Genomic DNA, 21,569 nt, shown 5'->3' on the forward strand with positions numbered 1-21,569 from the left:
TGAGATTTTGGATCATCGAGGCTCGCAGGCCGTCATCTTAATCCGTCGTATCGGCGGTCCGTGCGCCAACCAGCACCACGGCGATGGTTGCCGGTCTGTCGCTTTTGTTTCGCCAGGCGTGACGCGTTCCGTTCTGTACGAAGGTGTCGAACTGGCCCAGGCGGGCCTCATTGCCATCGTCCAGCTCCATCCAGATCTCGCCGTCGAGAACGATGCCGCAATCGACGGTGGGAGTCTGATGCTTGCCATCCGGCTCGAAACGTTCGGCCAAACCCGGGCTGACCACCAGGTTCTCCGCCATCGCCGCCGGACCGTCGAAATCCGGAGACATGAAAACCGCATCCGGTGGGAACGTTAGCACTAGAAAGCGCGTTTCGCCCGGCTCGGGAACGAAACTCGTCACCAGCGGAGTTGGATCGGTCCCGTCGAATGGAACCGTCGTGGAAGCCGAAGTCGACCAGACCATCCGCGAGACCAGTCCGGGGACCGTTCTGAATATATCAGTGCGCGGAACGGCGCCGTCCTCCGCGAACCCGGCGACACCCTGACTGCCGTGCTTCGTGACGACGCGTCTGATATGCGCAGGAATTCTCCCGCTCGAATTTTCAGATACCAAGATACGCCTCCCTGATGCTTGGATCATTGATGAGAACCTCAGGCGTTCCGGAGGCCGTCACGCGGCCTTGCTCGATCACGTATGCCTGATGGGCAATTTCAAGCGCCTTGTTCACGTTCTGCTCGACGAGCAGCACGGCTACGCCCCGCTCATTGATCATCTGAATGATTTTGAACATTTCCCCGACGATCAAAGGCGACAGCCCGAGTGACGGCTCGTCCATGAGCAGCACGCGCGGCTTGGCCATCAGGCCACGGCCGATCGCAACCATTTGCTGCTGCCCACCCGACAAGGAGCCCGCCAACGAATCCTGGCGCTCTTTCAAGACAGGGAAAAGCTGAAACACCTCGGCGAGTGTGGCATCGCGCTCCGCACGAGCGAGCGAGCGGTACGCACCGAGCAACAGGTTGTCCAGGACCGTCATCGCCGTGAAGAGACGCCGCCCTTCCGGGACCACCGCTATGCCGTAGTCGCAGACCCGGTGGCTCGGCACTTTGGAAACGTCGTTACCCTCGATAACGATCTTTCCTTTGTGCGGGCGAAGAATGCCGGCGATGGCGTTTACCAGCGTGCTCTTGCCCGCGCCGTTCGGGCCGACGACCGAAACGATCTCCCCTGGCCCTACACTGATGGACAGGTCCCACAGAGCGATCGCGTCTCCGTAGCCGACCTCGATCTTATCGACATCAAGCAGCATGACTGCCTCCCAGATATACGCTGACCACTGCCGGATCCCGCATCGTTTCGCCCGGATGCCCAAGCGCCAGAACCTTGCCTTGATCCAGCACTGCGACACGGTCCGCCAGTGCGACAACCGCACGCATGAGGTGTTCGACGAAGATGATCGTCGTGCCACCGGCCTTGATCCGCTTGATCATTTCGACCGCGTGGTCGACCTCGGCCGGATTCAAGCCGCAAAGCACCTCATCGAGCAGGAGCAGCCGCGGTTTTGCGGCCAGTGCTCTGGCGAATTCAACAAACTTTCGGTCATGTAGGTTCAATGTTTCGGGAAGCACGTTGGCCTTGCCGGCAAGGCCGGTGAAGGCGAGCGCTTCCCTGGTGACCGCCTCGACAGCAGCTGCGGCCATGCCATCCGCGCTGCCGAACTTCGCGCAGAGCCGCACGTTTTCGAGGACGGTCAGGTTATCGAACAGGCGCGGGATCTGATAGGTGCGTGCCACGCCCTGCTGCGCGATCAGATGCGGTGATCGACCGGAAATCTCCTCACCTTCCAGGGTGATCTTGCCGGAGGTCATGGCGTAGTGGCCGCTGATCATATTGATCAGCGTGGACTTGCCGGAGCCGTTTGGCCCAACCAGGGCCAGGATTTCACCCCGCCAAACATCCAGGGTCACGCCGGTCAAGGCGCGGATACCGCCAAAGGACTTGGTGACATCCTCGCATTTGAGAAGCACGGGACCGGAACCTGCCGCCGCCGAAGGCGCAAACTGCGTAACGGCCTCAGCGGTCTCTGCCGGCGCGCCAGTTCCGTTGCGCCTGCCGGCAAACCTGCGAACAAGGCTGGGAACGATGCCGGACGGCAGCACCAGGATGACGACGATCAGCGCAAGAGCCACGCCCGCGCGGCCGAATTCCGCATGAGCGCCGCTGACGATAGCGCTCTGCAGCACGGTGATGATGACCGCGCCGATCGCAGGCCCAGCCCAATGGCGGGCTCCGCCAAGAATGCTCATGAGCACGACATAGAGAGGAACGGTCACCGCAAATGTCTCGCCAACCGTGACGTAACCGACATATACGGCGTGGATCGCACCCATTGCGCCGGCTAGCGCCGATGAGACCGCAAACGAGATCAGCTTATAGCGGAACGTCGGAACGCCTTTCACTTCCGCAACGTCTTCATCGTCGTGGATTGCGAGCAGGCCCTGACCGAATTTGCTGTGAAAGATGAAATAGGACGTCGCCAGCGCGGCAAGAGCCGCGATAAGCCCGAACATGTAGAGGGAGCCGGACGCCGTTACACCGATCATCGGGATTTCGATCCCCGAGAGGAATACGCCGGTGCCCGAGTCCAGCGCCGTGTTCGACACGATGGCCGCGATGACGAACGTCACCGACAGCGTCAGCAGCGCGAAGAATTCGCCGCGCAAGGCTCCCGAGCGAAAGACGACCAAGCCGATCAGAACGGCGACCGCCGCCGCAAGCAGCGCCGCCGCAGGTATCGTCGCGACGAAAGGCCATGACAGCTGCGTTGCCAGCGTGGCCGTCGTGTAGACGCCAATCCCGAAAAATGCGGCGTGACCGAAACTCCAGTAGCCGGTGTAACCGCTCAGGATGCCCCAACTCGTCGCCAGCACGACCCAGAAGAAGATGATGTACAGGTAAGAGAGGTAATAATCCGCCATTCCCAGGTAAGGCAGGGAGGCTAGGACGGCCACGACAGGCGCTGCAATCAGGAGCTTTTTCATGGTCAAATCACCGGTTTGCGCAGGAGGATGACAATGAGCACGCTGAATGCCACGAGCGGCGCCCAAGCGGGGTTCACGACGGACATGGTAAGGCTCTCGGCCACGCCGATCAGCATTCCGGCACCCAGCGCGCCGATGGGGCTGCCCAATCCACCAATGATGGCGACGGCAAACACGACCCCGATCCAGGCCTCGATTTGAGATGGAGCCAAAGTTCCGATCAGGGCAATGAAGACACCCGCGATACCTGCTGTTGCCGAGCAAAGACCAGCCAGAATGTATGACACGCGGGTGGAATTGATTCCGAAAGCCGACGCCACGGGAGCGTCATGGGCAGCGGCACGCAGTGCCTTGCCGAGCATGGTCTTGTTCAACGCGTACCAGGCCGCTCCTGCAAGCACGCCGGCACAAGCAAAGGCGGAAAGATCCAATACCGGCACGAAGATCGGACCGAGCCGGATGGTGGTCTGCGCATATGGCGTTTCGTAGCGAAGAAAGTCGGCCGACCAGATCCATTGGATCAGCGACTCGATCAGGATCGTGACGCCGAACGTCACCAGGAGAGAAGCGAATTCCTTCACCTTGAAGCGCACGAACACGCTGTGCAGGGCGATGCCGAGCGCGAAGAACAGCGGAGCGATCAGGAGAGCGCTCAAATATGCCGGAACGCCATAGACGGTGCCGAGCTGGTAGGTCAGGTAGGCGCCAAGGAACGCCAGCGCGAAGTGGCTGAGGTTCACAAGCTTCAACAGGCCCCAGCTCAGACTGAGACCCATCGCCAGCAGGCCATAGATCCCGCCCAACAGGACGCCGCCAACAGCGGATTGCAGGAAAAGAGCGACGGTCATCAGAATCTACGTCCCTCTGCGGACGTGATGATCGATGCCAGGAACACCAGGATATCCATACGTTATGCCTCCTCCCGTTTGCGCTAACGTTCGCACAAACATTCGTCCCACAAGGCGACCCTTCTGTCAACGGCTTTGAAGAAGTTAATTGGTCCACAAGCGCCTGGGCGAACGCACCACTATCGGCGCAGCAACGTCAATTCACAGATTTAAGTGTCTGAATATTTTTGATTTTTATGGCAGTCGGCGACCGCACCCAAGTGCTGGACGCGAAAAATCAAATGATTGCCACTTAAACGGTACAGAAGGTTTGACAACCGCGATACCAATGCTATCGTTGGCCAAAGCGATCATTCCGAGCCAAACACGATGGTAACAATTAAAGACATAGCGGCGATACTTCAAGTTTCCCCCTCGACCGTGGGGCGCGCCCTTGCGGACGATCGCCGCATCAGCGCCGAGATGAAGCGAAAGGTGAACGAAGCCGCGGCTCAAGCGGGGTATGTTGCCAATCGTGCTGCACGCATGATGCGCGGGGTGCAGAGCAATCTCGTCGGGCTGATCGTTCCGGATATCCGGAACAGCTTTTATTCGACGATTGCCCACGCTCTCTCGCAGTGCCTTCTTTCGGCGAATTACCAGCTGACCTTGTGCGAAACCGATGACGACAGAATGCACGAGCTTCGCCACATCAGGGAACTCACGAGCGTCAACGTCGCCGGGATCATTCTGGTCCCGAGCGCAAAACCTCATCCCGATTCCGCGCGAATCCTGAAAATGACGCCCCACATCCAATTGCTGCGAAAAGCGCCGCTGCTCGGCGACCAATGGTTTGGGATCGATGACAGACGGGCGCTTTACGAGAGCACCGAACATATCATCAATGCAGGTCACAAGCGGATCGCCTATGTCGGCGGCACGGAAGAACTGCCCACCGGCGCGGCTCGCGTGCAGGGCTTCCGGGACGCCGTCAAAAGCTCCGGCCGAGCCATCACCGTTCACGAGGAGCTTGGCGCCCCCTCCTCGCCCGAATTCGGACGGGAGGCCGTGCGTCGCCTGCTTTCCCTAAAGGATCGACCAACGGCGCTTGTGATCGGCGCAGTTCAAAACACCTCCGGAGTCATCGACGAAATCCAGGACCAGGCCTTGAGCGTTCCTCGGGATATTTCGATCGTCGGATTTGGCGATGAGCTTGGGTATCGGTGGTGGGGTCCGGGACTGACGACAGTCCAATTGCCCGTTTCGGAATTGGCGACCGCCTGCGGGCTTTGGTTCCTGCACCACCTCCAGAACAAGGGCGACCTCAGCAAGCCCTACAGCTTCATCTCTCCGCCCCATCTGGTCATTCGCGGCAGTACGGGCGCTCCGTGAACGCCGACAGGCTGCAGATTTCCCGCAGCAAGCGAGATCGGAGAGAGGCGCCCGTCCGGCGACACGCACCTCTCTTCGATCGGCTGCGACTCATCCCGTATCCAGGGCCGGACGCTGAAAGCCCTGGAAGATCTCGATGAGCGCCGCTAGACCATGCGGCAAGCCGAGGCGGCGCGGCTTGCGCGCCGCCTGACTGCTCAGCGGTATCCCTCTTCAAGGTCGATCTTCAATGCGCCCATGAGGCGAACGCCGGAATTGTACCAAGCGACGTTGATCGAGAGTTCGACAAGTTGCTTCTCCGACAGGAACTTCGCAACCCCGTTCCACACCGCATCGGAAACATCGACGTTCAGCGTCGATTCCTTGGCAAAGGCCATCACAGCCTTTTCCTGCTCGTTAAAGAGATCCGAGGTCTCGAAGTGTGGAATTGCATGGAACTGCTCCTCCGTGAGGCCAGCCTTGAGCCCATGAGAGTGGTGATGCTTCACCTCATATTCAGAGTTTGTGCAGTACCCGACCGTGAGGATTGCCATCTCCCGCAGCTTCGGGCTGAGGTCGGCAGCCCGCACCGCATTGGCGTAAGTGAGGAAATCGCCGAGGATCGCGGGAGCGTTGGCGAGCGCCAGGAAGATATTTCCGGTCGGAACTTTCCTCTCCTTCAGCAAGCGCTCATTGAGCGCTGGCTGCGTCGCGGCCAGTTCGGTATTCGAGACATATTTTACGCGTGCCATTTCTCCACCCTCAGCGTTGTCTTCGCAAATCTCCCTGTTCAAGGCGGCTCGGTTCGGAACCGACCGATTAACAGGTGCTAACGTTAGCATTAATAGCGCCGGAGATCCTAAGGTCAATCAGAATTTTCGGCCACAGCCGAAGCCCTGCAAGAATCCGGTCAGTGCGGTGCCGAAACCACCGGATTCCCCAAAATACCGATACCGGGAATCTCCACCTCGAGTTCGTCGCCCGGAACGATCGGCCCAACGCCCGCGGGCGTCCCGGTCATGATCACATCGCCGGGCAGCAGTGTCATGAACCGGCTCAAATAAGCAACGATGTCGGCAACCGGATAAACGAGGTCTCGCGTATTGCCCGACTGTTTCACGGTGCCGTTCTGACGAAGGATGACGTCAAGGTTCGTCGGATCGAGATCCGTGACGATGGCCGGCCCCATCGGCGCAAACGTATCGTAACCCTTGCCGGCCAGCAGGCAGCCGAACCTGCTTTCCTGCCGCTGGATGATGCGGTCGCTGATATCGTTGCCGCAGGTATAGCCGAGAACGTGCTCCAAGGCTTGCTCCTTGCCGATATGGCGCCCGCTTTTGCCGATGATGGCCACCAGCTCGGCCTCGTAATGGACGATTTCGCCATCGCTCGGATATTCAATGGCATCTCCATTGCCGCTCGCCGCCGTGCTCGGCTTCATGAACAGAACCGGAAGCGTCGGCTGCTCTTTTCCGGCCTCATCGGTGTGCTGCCGGTAATTGTAAGCGACGCCGAATATCCGGGGCCGCTCGACCGGGCACAGCAGATGGATGTCGGCAAGGCGATCCACCTTTCCCGTCCGCTCGACAGCCTCGAACGGATCGCCGGCGATCCGCTCAATCCTGCCCTCAGCTTCGATCCCGTAGTGAATTCCGTCTACCGCCCGATAACGCAAAATCTTCATTTTGATCTCCATTTTTTGCTAACGTTAGCGCAATGCAGCCGGCGTCGTCAACACATGACGGTCCCCGGTCGGACCACCGTTGCGCGACGACTATTGTCGAGGGCGCAAACGGAGCATCAAAGAAGATGTTGGTCGAGGACGACCCTGGGCTTTTCAAAGTGCCGGGCGTCTTGATGAAGATCGAACCCCGGACATCAGCCTAAGACTGGGGATGCACAACCCCAGAAGAGCGTTAGGCGATGTAACCCATAGGTCCTCACTTACGAGACAGCCGATAAAACAATCACGCGAGCTGGTCCATAAGCGCCAACGACTCGACCACTTTGAGCAACACCTGGGCACCGGAAATCATATGCGTGTCGGTTACGAACTCGGCCTCGTTATGGCTGATACCATCGCGACACGGGACAAAGATCATGGCAGTTGGGGCTATGCGGCTAACAAACAGCGCATCGTGAAAGGCACCGGAAACCATTTGGCGGCTCTTGAGACCAAGGGCTTTGCAGGCCTGCTCGATTGTTCCTGTGATCGATGATGCAAAGCGGCCTGGTGCCATGTCGACGCGCTGGCTGATGGCAACATCACAGTCCCAGCGCGCGGCCGCTGCCTCGCATTCCTTCCGCACATGCTGGTCCATTGCGGCGAGGGCAGCGGCGTTCGGATGGCGGATATCGACCGTGAAGGCAACAGAACTGGGAATGACGTTGATGGAACCCGGTTCGGCGGTGATACGGCCGACCGTCAACCGTGCCTCCGGATCCGCGGGCATGACCGCAGATTGAAGACTTGCGATTGCGGCTGCTGCCGCGCTCATGGGATCCTTGCGGAATTCGAGCGGCGTCGTGCCGGCATGCGCGGCGACACCCGAGAAGACCACTTCAAGCCATTTCGTGCCCTGTACTGCCGTGACCACGCCGATCGGCACATCTTCTTGTTCAAGGATCGGGCCTTGTTCGATATGCAGTTCGACAAAGGCAGAAACGGCATGGCTTATTGAACGCATTGCGGCTTCGGGCAGCGTTGCGAGCGTTGTCGCCAGCTCATCGGCCAACCGCGCGCCGTCCGTCGCATATATCGACTCCCAGTCCGCCATAGTTCCCACCCCGGCGAAGGCCATGGACCCCATGCAGCCAGGCGAATACCGGCTACCCTCCTCGTTGGTAAAGGCGACGACTTCGACGGCACGGTCGGTCTCAATGCCGGCGTCGGCGAGCGCTTCGAGCACTTCAAATGCGCTGAGCGTGCCAAGCGCGCCATCGAAGCGGCCGCCGGTCGGCTGGCTGTCGAGGTGGCTGCCGATGAGGAGCGGTGGCAGGAAAGCATCCCGGCCCTCCCGGCGAATGAACAGATTGGCGATATCATCCTGAAAGACGGTGAAGCCGCGGGCAAGCGCACGCTCGGCAAGCAGCCGGCGCGCCGCACGGTCTTCGACGCCCAAGGCCGGCCGGTTGACACCACCGGCAGGCGTCGCGCCGATCGTTGCGAAATCGGCGACGGACGCAAGGAGGCGCGCGGCGTTGACCTCCGGCTTGATGCTCATCGGCCGAGGCCTGCAATGAAGCGCTTGACTCGATCGAGCTCAACCGCATTCCACCAGACGCCATCGTATTTGAGGGCGCTTGCAATGATCACACCGTCGGCGACGGACAAGATATCGTTGGCATTCTCATGCGTGACGCCGCTACCCACCAATGTCGGCAGCGACCCCGCTTCCTTGATCATTCTGATATAATCAAGATCGGCGGCATGGCCGGTGCGCTGACCGGTGGCGATGACGACATCGGCATCGAAGAAAACGAGATCCTTCACCTGTTCTTCAACCGGCCGGTCCGCGACGATGGCGTGTGCACCATGCTTGACGTCGGCATCGGCAAAGATGCGGATGCCTCGGGCGCGCAGATGGGCACGGTAGCGCATGGCGCGTGCCGATTCTCCCTCCACGAAACCCTCATTGGCGATATAGGCGTTGGCCCACTGGTTGACGCGAATGAAGGAGGCAGACGAGGCAGAGGCGATGGCAAGCGCCGGGATCGCCGCATTGGCGAGCACATTGATGCCGATCGGGCGACCGAGCTCGCGGCGGATGCGGTCGGCGACAACGGCCATATGCGCTGACGTCTCGTGGCCGATATCGTTGGGCTTGGCAAACGGCACATCACCGTGGTTTTCGACAATGACGGCGTCGCAGCCGCCCGAGAGGTAAGCACGCGCATCCGAAAGACCGCGATCATAGATCTCCTCGACGCCCCCGTCGTCATAGCGCGGTGCGCCCGGCAGCGGCATCAGATGCACCACGCCGATCACCGGTTTGTCGCGCCCGAAAAGCGTCTTCAGCGTATCCTTGTCCTGCCGTCCGATGGGGTAGCTCATGGCGATCACATGTTTTCCAGTTTCAATGTCTTGGTGAGGACGGCGAGCTCCGCCCGGGTGGGGAAAGAAGCACGCGTGCCGGCACGGCCGACCGCGAGACCCGCCGCCCGTGTTGCAAGTCTTGCGGCATCGGGAAGAGGCACGCACTGCGCAAGAAGCCCGGCCAACGTGCCCGCAAAACAATCGCCGGCCCCGCTGGTATCCACGGCCTCACGTTTTTCAGCCGGGATCTGGAGCCAGGAAGATGCGTCCAGAACGAAGGCGCCCTCCGAACCGAGCGTTACGATGACTGTGGCCACACCCATCGCACGGAGGCGGTCGGCAGCGCGGTCAGCATGGGTTTCGCCGGTGAAGGCTTCGGCCTCCGGCCGGTTGACGATCAGAAGCGACACCGCCGCCAGATCCAGCTCTTCAGCAGGAAGCGGGCTTGGATTGAGGACCGTGAAAAGCCCGGCCGCGTGCGCCGCCTTCAAGCACTGCGCTGTCACATCGGCACCCAGGTTGCCCTGCATCAGCAACATGTCTCCGGCGCACCAGGTCGATGCGAGTGGACACATTGCCAGCGGATCGAACGCCTCCGCGCAGGCGGCGGCGGTAACGATGACGTTTTCGCCGTGGCGATCAATCAGGATCACCGAGCGATCACTGGGCAGGTCGAGCCGCGAGAGGCGCAGTTCGGAAATCTCGGCGGAGAGCACGCTCTCCATCCCGTCGCCGGCGGCATCCCGGCCAACGGGCGCCCAGAGCGTCACCGACGCGCCTGCCCGAGTGGCGGCAACGGCCTGGTTCGCTCCCTTGCCGCCGACGCCTTCGCCGGCAGCGGCTGCGTTTAGCGTTTCGCCCGGCATCGGCAGCCGCTCCAGGCGAAAGCTCGTATCGACGCAGACATTGCCGACGACGTGGATGGTCATGGTCCTGGACCTTCCGATCAGTCCGTTGCCCAGGCGAGCATCTGTTCGAACAGGGTCTTATAGCCCGGCCAGGCGATGAATTCCGGCGGCAGCCAGTGCGGGCCGACATCGGACGTCCAGACAAGCGTGCGGCCCTCGCCATAGGTACCGGTGACGAGCAGCGGCAGCGAGCCGTATTCGGAGGAAACCGTCATCAGCTGGTTGGCGCCTTCCTTGAGCGTCACTTCGTTGAAACCGAGCAGATAGGGAAACTCGCCGGCAATGCCCGCAAGGATCGGATGCGAAGCATCACCCGACACAACGGGTGTAAAGCCCTCCGGCACCTCGACACGATCGTCGACGGAAAGGCAGGACACCGGCAGCACCTCTTCGACAGCTGTGTTTCGGAAGCGCGCGCCGCCATTGATGCCCTGGAACGAATAGTAGCCACCGAACATCAGGAGCGCACCACCCTGGGCAACGTAGTCGCGCAGCAATTTCAGACGGTTCGGCGTGCGACGCGAGTGAATCCAGGTGTCGGGATGCAGAAGGAGCGTATTGGCGCCGATATCAGAGAGCACGATGGCGTCATAGGCCTGCAGGCCTTCGAGTGTGCTCGGAAACTCCTTCTGCGCCTCGTGTGCCGGCATGAAGGTAACGTCGAAGGGGCTATCCTCCAGGGTCTTCAGCAGTTCGTCCGCCCCGGTATGATAGGTCACGGTCGGGAACTGGTCGAAGCCCTTGATATGGGTGGCAGTCGATACCCAGGATTCGCCGGCGAGCAGCACTTTCTTCTTGGTCATGGAAACTCCTTGGACGATGGGCCAACGCTCAGCGCATGGCGGAAAAGACGGATTTCGGATTGTCGATCAGCATGCGGTCAATAGCCGCCTGATCGACGCCATGGCGCTTCAGACGCGGCAGGAAGTGCTTGAGAATATAGCCATAGCCAAAGCCGCCGTAGCGCGTCAGCATGATCTTCAAGAACACATCCTGCGACAGCAGCAGCCGGTCGCCAAAACCCTTGTCGACAAGGGTGGCGATAGCACGGGCATTCTCCTCGTCAGAAGGCGACTGGGCGTCCTGATCGGCATAGTAGTAATCCATGCCGATCATGTCGTATTCCAGAAAGGCGCCGCGCCTTGCCAGCGCCGTCTGGTAGTCGAGATCGTTGTGGCTGGGGTTCATATGGCAAAGGACGGTATGGCGCGGATCTGCCCCCTCCTCCTCGACCACATCGAGCACGCGATGCGCCAGACGCTCCCAGCCCGGCAGGTGGATGGAGAGCGGCAGGCTGGTGATGCGCGACGCCCGCGCTGAAGCGCGCAAGGATTTCTCCTCCTCGGCGGTGAAATTCCGGCTGACGCCAACCTCACCGATAATACCTGCCATGATCTCCGGCTGCGTCTCGCCGCCGCCGACGTCATCGACGATGAACTGCGTGACCGCGTCGACATCCATGGCTTTCAGCCAGTCGGGATGGGTGTGCTCCAGATAGAAGCCGGTCCCCATGATGATCCGCAGCCCCGACATGCGCGCGATGCGGGCAAGCCCTGCCGCATCACGGCCGATGCCGAAATTGGTCATTTCGACCACGGTACAGCCGCCCAGCGCCTGGAACCGCTTGAGCTCACCAAGCGCCAGGTCCCCGTCATCAAGCGAGACATTGTCCCGGTTCATATAGGGGTTCATGCGCAAGTCGCCGATAATCTCGATGGAGACCTTCTGTTCGGCGATCGCCTTTTCGTCCGGATGACAGGGGCAGATCCAGCTGGTCGCGCCATCGAGGAAGATATGCTCGTGCATTAGCGTCACGCCGAGATCCTCCACCGGGACAGGGCCGGTGACGGTCATGGCGGCGCCGGATTTCACCCCGATGGGATGACGAGTTTTCGGCGCGTCCCTGAAGAGATCATCGAGCATTCTCAGCGCCCCTTTGCGCCGCCGCGGAACAGGCGGAAATTCAGCCAGATCGCGACGAGGATGATGAAGCCGGTGACGATCGGCGTGAAGAAGGGCGACAGATGCGAGAGGATAAGGCCGTTTGCGAGCACTGCGACGGTGAGCGCGCCGAGCACGGTCCCCACGAGAGAGCCGCGTCCACCAAAGAGGCTGGTGCCGCCGAGCACCACGGCTGCGATGACATCGAGCTCGAAGCCCTGTCCCGCATTCGACGAGCCGGAACCGAGACGGGCGGCGAGGATGACGCCGGCTGCTGCTGCCGCCGTACCCGAGAGCACATACACCCGGAGGATGACCTGGCGCGTGTTGACGCCTGCTCGCCGTGTCGCCTCGGCGTTGGCGCCGACGCCCGTGACGTAACGACCGAAATGGGTTTCGTTGAAGGCGATATAGGCGACGGCGAGGATGACGATGGCGATCAGCGCCGGAGCGGGAATGCCGAGCACCCAGGCGCGGCCGAGCGCCACGAAGGGGCTCGTCGGCTCGATGGGGATCGAATAACCGCCGGTGATGAGCAGCGCAAAGCCACGGATCACGGAAAGGCCGGCAAGCGTGACGATGAAGGCGGGGATACGCTCATAGGCGATAAAATAACCCTGAATGACGCCCACCACGCCGCCGAGCAGCAACATCAGCACGATAGCCAATGGCCAGGGCACGCCGACTTGGAGGGCTGCCGCCGAAAGCGTAGCCGTCAAGGCGAGAACGGAGCCGACCGAAAGATCGATACCGCCCGTCGTGATCACGAAGGTCATGGCCGCCGCGACGATCAGCAACGGCGCGGATTGCCGGATGACGTTGAGGAGATTCGGCGCGGTCAGGAAGGCATCCGTTGTCACCGAAAAGAACAGGCAACAGACGACGAAGAACAGCGCGATCGACATGACGCCGCCATTGGCCACGACCTTGTCGAGGATCGTCGTCTCGCGCATGCGGGGCGGATGGCTGGCATAGGCGTTGGGTTCGGAACTCATGCGGAAGCGCCTCTTTCCCGGTTATGGCCTGCGGACCGGGCGGCAAATTTTCGCCCGACGATGAGATTGACGACATCCTCGATATTCGTGTCCTCGATCCGACGCTCGGCGACGTTACGCCCCTCATACATGACCTGGATGCGGTCGCAGACGAGGAAGAGGTCCTGCAGGCGATGCGTGATGAGGATGACGGAAACGCCGCGTCGCGAGACGGTGCGGATGAGCTCGAGCACCGCCTCCACCTCGGCGACGGCGAGTGCCGCCGTCGGCTCGTCCATGATGAGCACTGAGGGGTTGAAGGACGCGGCACGGCCGATGGCGATAGACTGGCGTTGGCCGCCCGAAAGGTTTTCCACCTTCATGTGTGTATCGGGAATGACGATGCCGAGATTGGAGAGCATGTCGTGCGCCCGCTCATGCATCAGCTTCTTGTCGAGCATCGGTAAGCCGGCCACCCGCCGTTTCGGCTCGCGACCCAGGAAGAGATTGCCAGCGACATCGATCGTGTCACAGAGCGCCAGATCCTGGTAAACCATCTCGATACGCGCTGCGCGCGCATCTGCCGGCGAGGTGAAGGCGACCTCTCTGCCGTCGATCTCAATGGTGCCGGCGTCCGGGATCACGGCGCCGGACAAAACTTTGCTGATGGTGGATTTGCCTGCGCCGTTGTCCCCCACCAGGCCGAGGACTTCCCCGGGCTTCAGATCGAGTGAGGCGTTGTCGAGCGATTGCAGCGCACCATAGCGCTTGGAAATGCCGGTCATGCGGACGCGGCTGACTTGCGTGTCGGTCATATTCAATGCCCTTGCTGAAAATCCGGCCGCCCAGCTTGATCGACAGGCAGGGCGGCGACGGCAGTTCGGCTTACTTGAACATAGCGCGATACTGATCGACATTTGCCTTGGTGACGATGGTGACCGGCACGTTGATGATCGGCTCGATCTTTTCGCCCTTCTTGACCTTGACGAGCGCCTCGACCGCGGCCTTGCCCTCACCGGCCGGATCCTGCTGGATAACAGCTGTAACGAACCCTTGGTCGATGCCATCGATGGCGGATTTCGTCAGATCCCAACCGAAGACCTTGATGCTATCACCGCGACCCTGGCTGGCAACAGCGGAAACCGCGCCGAGCAGCGCCGGCTCGCCGGTCGCATAGAGCGCTGTCATGTCAGGGTTGGCCGTCATCAGGTTTTCGGCAGCGGACAGCGCGACGTCCTGCACGTTCTGGCCATCAACGGTATTGAGGAACTCGACCTTCTGGCCGCCCTCGCTCACGGCAGCCTTGAAGCCGTCGAGGCGCTGGTTCTGAATGAAGGAGTTAAGCGCGCCGACGACGCCGACCTTGGCGGCGCCACCCATGTCGCTCTTCACATAGTCGGAAAAGAACTTGCCGATCTCGCCACCGGCCGCAGTGTTGTCGACGCCGACGAAGGCGATGTTGTCGCCTTCCGGGATCTGCGCATCGATTGCGATGACCGGAATGCCGGCATTCTTGGCAGCAGTGATGGCCGGCTTCACGCCGTTGACATCGATAGCGACCAGAATGATGCCGTCGACTTTCTGCGTGATGTAGGTTTCGATCGCATCGTTCTGCGCCGAAGGTACATTGTTGGCGTTGAAGATGACGAGATCGGCACCTGCAGCCTTGGCCGCGGCATTGGCGCCGTCATTGATCTGGTTGAAGAAGAGTGCCTGCTGGTTGATAGTGACGAGCGCGTATGTATCGGCAAAGGCGCTGGAAACACCCATGGAAAACGTCATGGCTGCGGCTGCAGCGCAGCCGAGAAAATATTTGGTCCGACCCATTTTTAGGTTCCCCTTGTTAGAAGCCGCGGACGGCAACAGAATTTACAAGGGCATTATTCAAGTGACTTGAATTATTGTCAAGTCACTTGAATGTCGGTAATCGCAAAAGTTAACTTGGAAACTTTCTTGATTTAAATCAAAATGTTGCCGGGGTATTTACCCAGAAAATCGAGGCGCGCTGGTTTCCGACATTGCGATACCAATGGGCTAGCTCCGAATTGAAAACGAAACTATCTCCGGCGGACAGGCGAAAGGTCTTGTCGCCGATCATCAGTTCGATCTCGCCGACGAGGACGTAGCCCACTTCTTCGCCGACATGCTGGATCGGCCCGGCGCTCTCGCCGCCCACATCGATATGGTGAATGTTGCACTGGAGCAGATGGCCCTGCGAATAGGGAATTATGCGCTCGAGCGATATGCCCTCGCCGCGCCGTAGCGGATCGAGCGAGATCAACGGCCGCGTGCCGGCGCGAAACACCACGCCCTCGTCGGCATCCGTCTCCTCGAACATCCAACCGATATTGGAATCGAGCGCCTGCACCAGCCGATGCAACATGGGTAACGATGGCGAAGCCTTGCCGTTCTCGATCTTGGACAGCAGGCTTTCGGAACAATCCGCAGACAGTGCCAACGCCTTCAGCGTCAGCCCACGCGTCTGCCGCGTAAGCTTGAGGCGCGCACCAAGCCGCACCGGATTCGACTGAATCTTGTCCTCCCGGCTAGTTTCAGACGGCAAAGGCGGATTGACCATATTCATGTTAGAGGCATCGCATTGATCGGCGCTCTAATCATAAGTCCTTCAGTTAAGCCCTGTCCAGTTAGAATGCTTTAAGCCAAGAGTTACGCTGGCTTGCGCGAATATGATCCGCCGGTGGCTCGTCGGACTTACAAAGCGCCTTGAAGGGATGTGAACCTACGACCCGCTGCTTTTTCCCACGTATAAATGAAAACTCCTGCTGGCGATCTTCGTCACCATCGGCAGTTCGCGACCTGCAGGTTGTCGGCGCCTTCGGTGTCCGACGACATTGCCGGGCTCAATCAGCTAAGGCAGCCTGACCTTCCTTTTGAACGAGGTCGCGATCGGAGACCACCAAAAGAGTGTAGCCGAGTGCATGGTACGCCAGGCCTACGGGAACCGGCCGTGAAGGAAACGATGGCACTGCCGATGCTCGCCGGGCCATCGGACAGGTAGGCGGAGAACGGCGACGTTACCGGTGAAGCGTTCGACTCGCCCCGTGGCCGGCTATTCGCCGCTTGACCTTGTTATCAAGGGCTGCGGGCTGGTCAGCGGACGTCTTGCACGGCCTTAGCCGCCTTTGGCCGTGAGTTATAAACCATCTCCGAGCTCGCCGACGACTCGAACGGCCGCCCCGAAGGCAGATCCGTCACAATGAGGTGCAATGCCTCTTGGCTACATGCAACACGTGCATTTACTATATTCCTTTATCCGTTATTAGGAGGATTAACGCTATTAGAAGTTGTCCAAGATATTTTTGAAAAACGGTTGCGCACAAATGTCATTGCCTATGGCCGAGCAAGGGCGGCGTCATGAAATCGACTTTCTAAGAGTAGCAAGTTTCGGCTTGTTGATTTTATTTCATACCAGTCTGCTTTACGGTACGCGGTCATGGCACTTAAATTCCGATGACCCAAACCGGGTGGTCGATCTCATCGCTGTGGCTTCGCATCCTTGGCGGATGAGCCTGCTGTTTTTCATTTCGGGCATTGTTACTGCATCGCTTTTCGAGCGCCGTTCGGCCGGCGAAATCCGTAGTGCAAGGTCAAGGCAACTTCTGCCGCCGTTTATTTTTGGTGTTCTGTTCATCGTCCCTCCCCAGATTTACGTCGGACAATATGATTCATTTTGGGAGCGGATGACCTACTGGGAATTTTGGACGTACTACATCCACGGCGGAATTCAGTTTGAGCATCTGTGGTTTCTGCTCTATTTGTGGTTTTATACACTCGTTTGGTCGCTTATGCACCGATTTGGCCCTCACGTGCCCGACAAGCTTTCTGCCTCGCTGGCTGGTACATTACGGGGTCGATGGCTCCTCCTGCTACCTGTGCTCTACCTGACAGCTGCACGAACGACGCTCTATCCCGCATTCGGCGAGACGTTGGACTTCATGCATGATTATTGCGCTCATGCAGTCTACCTCCCAATGTTCCTCGCGGGGGCTCTCCTGGCAGGCCATGCCTCCTTCTGGCAAGAGATCGACCGTTGCAAGTGGCGATGTGCACTGATTTCCCTGTTCTCGGGTACACTGTTGGCAGCAGTCGTTTTGACGCTGCCGCGCGATCAATGGCCGCCGGAGATGCTTATTGCCATGCGGATGATCCGCTCAATGTTCCAATGGTGCACGCTGCTGACGATCCTGGCATTTGCGCGGCGGCTGATCACCCGTCCCAATCCTGTAGTGGCCTATCTCAATAGAGCAGTTTTGACTTACTATGTCCTACATCAGACATTCATCGTGCTGCTGGCCTATCTGCTGAAGCACTCGGGATTGCTGCAGCTTTGGTCGTCAATCCCCGTGCTGCTGGCGACCTGCCTACTGTGTGCGATGAGCTATGAGCTGAAGCGGTTTCTGTCGGCGCTGGCAAACCGGCTGCATCGATCCTCTGGGCTTGCTGACCAGCCAAGCTAATCAGGATTCTAGTTTCCCTACTCTTCCTTGAATGCCCGCGCGACCTGATCCATCAAGGGCTTCGTCAGATAGGCCAGAGCAGTCCGCTCGCCAGTCTGTATAAAAGCTTCGACTGGCATGCCGGGAACAGGTGTGACCTGGCCGAGCCGCTGCCACTCTCCATCGGAAACCTTGGCGCGAACGACATAATAGCTGAGACCCGACCGCTGATCCGCCGTGAGGTCCGCCGCCACACTCGTTACGACGCCATTCAGCTCAGGCGTGTTTTGCTGGCTGAAGGCGGAAAACCGCAGATGCACTGTTTGCCCAATGGTTACCTGATCGATGTCGGTCGGCGAGAGCTTGACCTCGGCAATCAGCGCATCCCCGTCCGGGACGATCTGCATGATCGCCTCACCCGGGGCGATGACGGCGCCCGGTGCGTGGACGGCAAGCTGATGCACGATGCCGCCCTGCGGCGCTCTAATATCGATACGTTGCAGGTCATCCTCAGCAGCGACAAGGCGTTCGGAATATTCGCCGATATCGCCCTCGGCTTGCCGAAGCTGATCGGAGACCTCGCTGCGCTGGTCATCATCGATCTGGATGATTTGGAGTTCAGTTTCCGTGATCTTTCCCTTCGTCTGCGCCTCGGTCGCAACTAAACTGCCGAGTTCCCCTGTCAGGCTCGCCGCCTCCCGTTGGAGTGCGTAAACCCGGTTGGCGGGGACGAGCCCTTGATCGAACAGGCGCTGCACGCTTTCGAGCTCCTTTTCGATCAGCGCAATTTCCTGGCGCTTGCCGGTTTCCTGAGCGACCAGGCCCTCGGTTTCCTGCTTGAGTTGCTGGATCCGCTCGCGCAATTGAGCTTTGCGCCCCACGAGTGACGACCTACGGTCGGCAAAGAGACGCTTCTCACCCTCGATCGAGCGCGCCACCTCCGGGTCGCTGGCCCTCGCCAGCAGTTCCTGCGAAAAATTGATCGACGGCACGCCGTCGCGTTCGGCCATGAGTCGTGCCGTTCTTGCGGAAAGCTCGTTCAGACGCTTTGTAATGATGGCGAGATTAGCGCGTGTCTGGGTGTCGTCCAGATGGATGAGGATCTGCCCGCCTTTCACCAAATCGCCATTCTTGACGAAAATCTGGCCGACGGTGCCGCCCTTCTGATGCTGTACCGGCTTCACATAGGTATCGACGACGACCGTTCCGGATGCGATGACGGCGCCCGAAAGGTGGGTGGTGGCGGCGAGACCGCCCATCACGCCGCCAAGCAGGACGACGATGCCGAGGGCAACGGCTGTCAACTTCCGGATCGCGCGTTCCGCCGATGGCGCTCCGGTCTCGCTCATGATCCCGTCTCCTCGCCGCCGACCAGCAGACGCATGGGCTGCGGCATTGGCATGGGCGGCCTCGCCGTAGTCTTCTTCAACACCTCGTCCTTGGGCCCGAAGGCCTGCATCTGGCCATTGCCCATGACAAGAACCTGATCCACGGCAGTGAGCGCACTCGGCCGGTGCGCGATCACAACAGCAATGCCTCCCCTTGCACGAACGCCGGAGATTGCTCTTGTCAAAGCGGCCTCGCCATCGACGTCGAGATTGGAATTCGGCTCATCGAGAACCACGAGGAACGGCTCGCCATAAAGTGCACGGGCGAGCGCAATACGCTGACGCTGGCCGGCCGACAGAACCGATCCATGCTCCCCGACCTTTGTGTCGAACCCATCGGGGAACTGTACGATCATATCGTAGACGCCTGCAGCTTTGGCCGCGGAGATGACAGCCTCGGAGTCGGCCTTCGGATCGAAACGCGCAATGTTCTGAGCGATCGAGCCGTCGAAGAGCGAGACGTCCTGCGGTAGATAGCCAAGATGGCGACCGAGTTCGCTCGGCTCCCATTGGGTAAGCAATGCCTGGTCGAGCCTCACAGCGCCTCCTAACGGCAGCCAAAGGCCTGTGATCGCGCGCGCGAGTGTGGATTTCCCCGATGCGCTTGGACCAATTACCCCGACCGCCTCGCCTGCCGAGACCTTGAAGGAGACCCCTTTAACTATGAGGTTGCGATTACCTGGGGCGGCGATCTGAAGGTTCTCGACGACCAAGCTCTCGCGCGGCGCCGGCAAAGCGACTTCACGCTGATCCGACGACATGAGCGTCATCAGCTTTGTCAGCCGTGTCCAGCTTTGACGAGCGGCAACGAAGCCCTTCCATTGTCCGATGGCGAGTTCTACAGGCGCCAGCGCCCGGCTCACCAGGATCGAGCTTGCAATCATGATGCCGCCCGTCGCCTCTTGGCGAATGACCAGAAAAGCGCCGACGGCGAGAACACCCGACTGCAGCATCATGCGCAGGATCTTTGACGCTGTCGCCAACCCACCTGTGACAGTGCTGGCGGCGATGTGGTTTGCAAGGTATCGCCGATTGAGATCGGTCCACCGCTCGCCAATGAAATGGCCGAAGCCCATCGCGAGGACTGCTTCCGAATTTCGTTTGGTCGCCTCGGCAAGGTTGATGCGCTCGGCCGAAAGCTTGGCCGCTTCTTTTGCCGGTTGGCGCGAGCGGACTTCCGTCAGCATCGTCAGGCAGATGAGCATAAGTGCCCCGGCGAGCGCAGTCACACCGATCCAGAAGTGGAAGAGGAAACAAAGGAAGAGATAGAAGGGCATCCAGGGCATGTCGAACAGAGCCGTCGGCCCCTGCCCCGATAGAAAGCCGCGGACGGTGTCGAGGTCGCGAACGCTTTGCAATCCGTCGCCCGGCATTTGCATGCGCGACGGCAATAAGACTAGGGAGCCGTAGACACGGTCCCCGAAGCGTTCATCGACTGCTGTTCCAACCCTGACGAGGATCAACGACCGTATCAGTTCCAGCAAACCCTGGAAGACAAACAGCGTCGCGGTAATGATCCCCAATCCGACCAATGTCGGCAAGCTTCGTCCGGGAATGACCCGGTCGTAAACCTGAAGCATGAAAATTGAGCCGGTTAGGGCGAGGATGTTGATGACACCGCTCGTCAGGCCGACACCTAGGAGGGCCTTACGAAGCGACGACAGGACCGCCACAAGAAACACTTGTGACGGTTGTTCTGCGGCGTTGTTCAAGTCGATTTCCCCTTTGTCACGCCGAAGCCGTAAAGCGGAAGTCGTCCTGATGGAGGTTAGCCAGCGCGACGTTTTTCAGGGTGATCGACGTGTTGGCGTCATGGGCAATTACCGTGTCGGCTCCGACCTGGCTGGCAGCGGCTAGCACTGAGGCAAAGTCGGCAAACATATCCATGCCGACGTCAATGATGTCGGCGCTCTGCGCTCCTGCCACGAAATCATTTATGATGTCGCCGCCGAAGGCAGACCTGAATACAAACGTGTCGTCTCCGTCCAAGCCGATAAGTATATCGTCGCCGGCCCCTGCGTGGATGCTGTCGGCGCCGGTGGTCCCCGTGATAGTGTCGTTGCCTGAGGTTCCCCCGACATAGGAAATATGCGACCTCAGATCATTCCTGTTCCATGTCGTCCCGTTGGCGAAGACGACGGTGTCAATGCCGCTCTGATAGTACTCGTTGAGATTCCCTTTGAGCAGGATGCTGCCGCCATCGCCCGCACCCGCCGCACTCTCGGCGATGACAAGCGTCACATCGTTGCCGTTGCGCACCAGCGTCACATCAGCCGGGTTGATGCCAGAGAGCACCAGCCGGTCGTTGGCATCCCACTCGCCCCACTCCATGATCGTGTCGTTTCCGTCACCGCGAGCATAATAGATCATGTCGTTGCCGTAGCTGCTGGTAATAGTATCGTTGCCGATTCCACCGGTGATGCTGTCATTGCCACCGCTGGCATCGATCGTGTCGTTGCCGGCGCCTGTATTGATGATGTCGGCCGCACCAAAACCGGTGACCACATCGTCGCCCGATGTCGAGGTCTGGGCCAGCAATATCGCCCGCATCGTATCGCGCGTCCACGTCGTGCCGTCGGCAAAGGCAATGCTGTCGGTGCCACGGCCATAATAGTCGTCGAG

20 protein-coding genes are annotated in these 21,569 nt (G+C 59.9%); 2 read left to right on the forward strand and 18 right to left on the reverse strand.

Features of this window, described 5'->3' with window-relative positions; all coding sequences use genetic code 11:
• Positions 1–37 precede the first annotated feature (37 nt).
• From CO670_RS29710 to CO670_RS29725, 4 genes are read right to left on the reverse strand one after another with little or no spacing between them, the layout of a single operon-like run.
• Positions 38–616, reverse strand: a complete 579-nt coding sequence (locus tag CO670_RS29710) for a cupin domain-containing protein (protein WP_097593550.1) — start codon at positions 614–616, stop codon at positions 38–40.
• Positions 606–1,313: an ABC transporter ATP-binding protein gene (locus CO670_RS29715; protein ID WP_097593551.1), complete on the reverse strand. Its 708-nt coding sequence runs from the start codon at positions 1,311–1,313 to the stop codon at positions 606–608. Before CO670_RS29715 ends, CO670_RS29710 begins: the two co-directional genes overlap by 11 nt.
• Complete coding sequence (locus CO670_RS29720) at positions 1,303–3,045, reverse strand: branched-chain amino acid ABC transporter ATP-binding protein/permease (protein ID WP_097593552.1); 1,743 nt, start codon at positions 3,043–3,045, stop codon at positions 1,303–1,305. Before CO670_RS29720 ends, CO670_RS29715 begins: the two co-directional genes overlap by 11 nt.
• A gap of 2 nt (positions 3,046–3,047) precedes the next feature.
• Positions 3,048–3,893: a branched-chain amino acid ABC transporter permease gene (locus CO670_RS29725; RefSeq protein WP_176539055.1), complete on the reverse strand. Its 846-nt coding sequence runs from the start codon at positions 3,891–3,893 to the stop codon at positions 3,048–3,050.
• 369 nt (positions 3,894–4,262) lie between these two features.
• On the opposite strand from CO670_RS29725, the gene CO670_RS29730 reads away from it, so the two are divergent.
• Positions 4,263–5,264 carry a LacI family DNA-binding transcriptional regulator gene (locus tag CO670_RS29730; RefSeq protein WP_097593577.1) on the forward strand — a complete coding sequence of 334 codons (1,002 nt, stop codon included), beginning with the start codon at positions 4,263–4,265 and terminating at the stop codon, positions 5,262–5,264.
• 197 nt (positions 5,265–5,461) lie between these two features.
• On the opposite strand, the gene CO670_RS29735 is transcribed toward CO670_RS29730, so the two are convergent.
• From CO670_RS29735 to CO670_RS29785, 11 genes are all read right to left on the reverse strand, one after another.
• Positions 5,462–6,037 (reverse strand): carboxymuconolactone decarboxylase family protein, encoded by a 576-nt coding sequence (locus CO670_RS29735; RefSeq protein ID WP_245426116.1) that lies wholly within the window; start codon positions 6,035–6,037, stop codon positions 5,462–5,464.
• A 116-nt stretch (positions 6,038–6,153) separates the two neighbouring features.
• Positions 6,154–6,939, reverse strand: coding sequence for a fumarylacetoacetate hydrolase family protein (locus CO670_RS29740; RefSeq protein WP_245426119.1), 786 nt, complete (start codon positions 6,937–6,939; stop codon positions 6,154–6,156).
• Positions 6,940–7,210: 271 nt separating this feature from the next.
• The gene (locus tag CO670_RS29745) at positions 7,211–8,467 is read right to left on the reverse strand and encodes a Zn-dependent hydrolase (RefSeq protein WP_097593556.1); all 1,257 of its coding nucleotides are present in this window, start codon (positions 8,465–8,467) and stop codon (positions 7,211–7,213) included.
• On the reverse strand, positions 8,464–9,297 hold the full coding sequence (locus CO670_RS29750; protein ID WP_097593580.1) for a BtpA/SgcQ family protein: 834 nt from the start codon (positions 9,295–9,297) through the stop codon (positions 8,464–8,466). The genes CO670_RS29745 and CO670_RS29750 overlap by 4 nt, the downstream gene beginning before the upstream one ends.
• Positions 9,298–9,302: 5 nt before the next feature.
• The gene (locus CO670_RS29755) at positions 9,303–10,208 is read right to left on the reverse strand and encodes a ribokinase (RefSeq protein WP_097593557.1); all 906 of its coding nucleotides are present in this window, start codon (positions 10,206–10,208) and stop codon (positions 9,303–9,305) included.
• Between the two features lie 17 nt (positions 10,209–10,225).
• Positions 10,226–10,990 (reverse strand): glutamine amidotransferase, encoded by a 765-nt coding sequence (locus CO670_RS29760; RefSeq protein WP_097593558.1) that lies wholly within the window; start codon positions 10,988–10,990, stop codon positions 10,226–10,228.
• A gap of 28 nt (positions 10,991–11,018) precedes the next feature.
• Entirely contained in the window at positions 11,019–12,110 is a 1,092-nt protein-coding gene (locus tag CO670_RS29765) for a phosphotriesterase (RefSeq protein WP_097593560.1), read from the reverse strand.
• 2 nt (positions 12,111–12,112) lie between these two features.
• Positions 12,113–13,081 carry an ABC transporter permease gene (locus CO670_RS29770; RefSeq protein WP_245426121.1) on the reverse strand — a complete coding sequence of 323 codons (969 nt, stop codon included), beginning with the start codon at positions 13,079–13,081 and terminating at the stop codon, positions 12,113–12,115.
• Between the two features lie 38 nt (positions 13,082–13,119).
• Positions 13,120–13,917, reverse strand: coding sequence for an ATP-binding cassette domain-containing protein (locus tag CO670_RS29775; protein ID WP_097593563.1), 798 nt, complete (start codon positions 13,915–13,917; stop codon positions 13,120–13,122).
• Positions 13,918–13,987: 70 nt separating this feature from the next.
• Positions 13,988–14,929 carry a substrate-binding domain-containing protein gene (locus tag CO670_RS29780; RefSeq protein WP_097593565.1) on the reverse strand — a complete coding sequence of 314 codons (942 nt, stop codon included), beginning with the start codon at positions 14,927–14,929 and terminating at the stop codon, positions 13,988–13,990.
• Positions 14,930–15,065: 136 nt separating this feature from the next.
• Positions 15,066–15,686: a cupin domain-containing protein gene (locus tag CO670_RS29785; RefSeq protein WP_097593566.1), complete on the reverse strand. Its 621-nt coding sequence runs from the start codon at positions 15,684–15,686 to the stop codon at positions 15,066–15,068.
• 721 nt (positions 15,687–16,407) lie between these two features.
• Here CO670_RS29785 and CO670_RS29790 point away from each other — a divergent pair.
• Positions 16,408–17,580, forward strand: coding sequence for an acyltransferase family protein (locus CO670_RS29790; protein WP_141502439.1), 1,173 nt, complete (start codon positions 16,408–16,410; stop codon positions 17,578–17,580).
• 17 nt (positions 17,581–17,597) lie between these two features.
• Here the strand turns inward: CO670_RS29790 and CO670_RS29795 are convergent, their stop codons facing one another.
• The 3 genes from CO670_RS29795 to CO670_RS29805 all read right to left on the reverse strand — a co-directional run.
• Entirely contained in the window at positions 17,598–18,908 is a 1,311-nt protein-coding gene (locus CO670_RS29795; RefSeq protein ID WP_097593570.1) for an HlyD family type I secretion periplasmic adaptor subunit, read from the reverse strand.
• Positions 18,905–20,659 carry a type I secretion system permease/ATPase gene (locus CO670_RS29800; protein WP_097593572.1) on the reverse strand — a complete coding sequence of 585 codons (1,755 nt, stop codon included), beginning with the start codon at positions 20,657–20,659 and terminating at the stop codon, positions 18,905–18,907. Before CO670_RS29800 ends, CO670_RS29795 begins: the two co-directional genes overlap by 4 nt.
• Positions 20,660–20,675: 16 nt before the next feature.
• On the reverse strand, positions 20,676–21,569 hold an 894-nt coding region (locus tag CO670_RS29805; RefSeq protein ID WP_141502442.1), incomplete at its 5' end, for a calcium-binding protein.

The organism is Rhizobium sp. J15, from assembly GCF_002531825.1.
Classification (GTDB): domain Bacteria; phylum Pseudomonadota; class Alphaproteobacteria; order Rhizobiales; family Rhizobiaceae; genus Rhizobium.

Coding starts and splice junctions, on each gene's coding strand:
- CO670_RS29770 (WP_245426121.1), bottom strand. CDS start 13,081: ATGCGCGAGACGACGATCCTCGACAAGGTCGTGGCCAATGGCGGCGTC.
- CO670_RS29785 (WP_097593566.1), bottom strand. CDS start 15,686: ATGAATATGGTCAATCCGCCTTTGCCGTCTGAAACTAGCCGGGAGGAC.
- CO670_RS29750 (WP_097593580.1), bottom strand. CDS start 9,297: ATGAGCTACCCCATCGGACGGCAGGACAAGGATACGCTGAAGACGCTT.
- CO670_RS29755 (WP_097593557.1), bottom strand. CDS start 10,208: ATGACCATCCACGTCGTCGGCAATGTCTGCGTCGATACGAGCTTTCGC.
- CO670_RS29795 (WP_097593570.1), bottom strand. CDS start 18,908: ATGAGCGAGACCGGAGCGCCATCGGCGGAACGCGCGATCCGGAAGTTG.
- CO670_RS29715 (WP_097593551.1), bottom strand. CDS start 1,313: ATGCTGCTTGATGTCGATAAGATCGAGGTCGGCTACGGAGACGCGATC.
- CO670_RS29740 (WP_245426119.1), bottom strand. CDS start 6,939: ATGGAGATCAAAATGAAGATTTTGCGTTATCGGGCGGTAGACGGAATT.
- CO670_RS29725 (WP_176539055.1), bottom strand. CDS start 3,893: ATGACCGTCGCTCTTTTCCTGCAATCCGCTGTTGGCGGCGTCCTGTTG.
- CO670_RS29745 (WP_097593556.1), bottom strand. CDS start 8,467: ATGAGCATCAAGCCGGAGGTCAACGCCGCGCGCCTCCTTGCGTCCGTC.
- CO670_RS29765 (WP_097593560.1), bottom strand. CDS start 12,110: ATGCTCGATGATCTCTTCAGGGACGCGCCGAAAACTCGTCATCCCATC.
- CO670_RS29775 (WP_097593563.1), bottom strand. CDS start 13,917: ATGACCGACACGCAAGTCAGCCGCGTCCGCATGACCGGCATTTCCAAG.
- CO670_RS29730 (WP_097593577.1), top strand. CDS start 4,263: ATGGTAACAATTAAAGACATAGCGGCGATACTTCAAGTTTCCCCCTCG.
- CO670_RS29720 (WP_097593552.1), bottom strand. CDS start 3,045: ATGAAAAAGCTCCTGATTGCAGCGCCTGTCGTGGCCGTCCTAGCCTCC.
- CO670_RS29760 (WP_097593558.1), bottom strand. CDS start 10,990: ATGACCAAGAAGAAAGTGCTGCTCGCCGGCGAATCCTGGGTATCGACT.
- CO670_RS29780 (WP_097593565.1), bottom strand. CDS start 14,929: ATGGGTCGGACCAAATATTTTCTCGGCTGCGCTGCAGCCGCAGCCATG.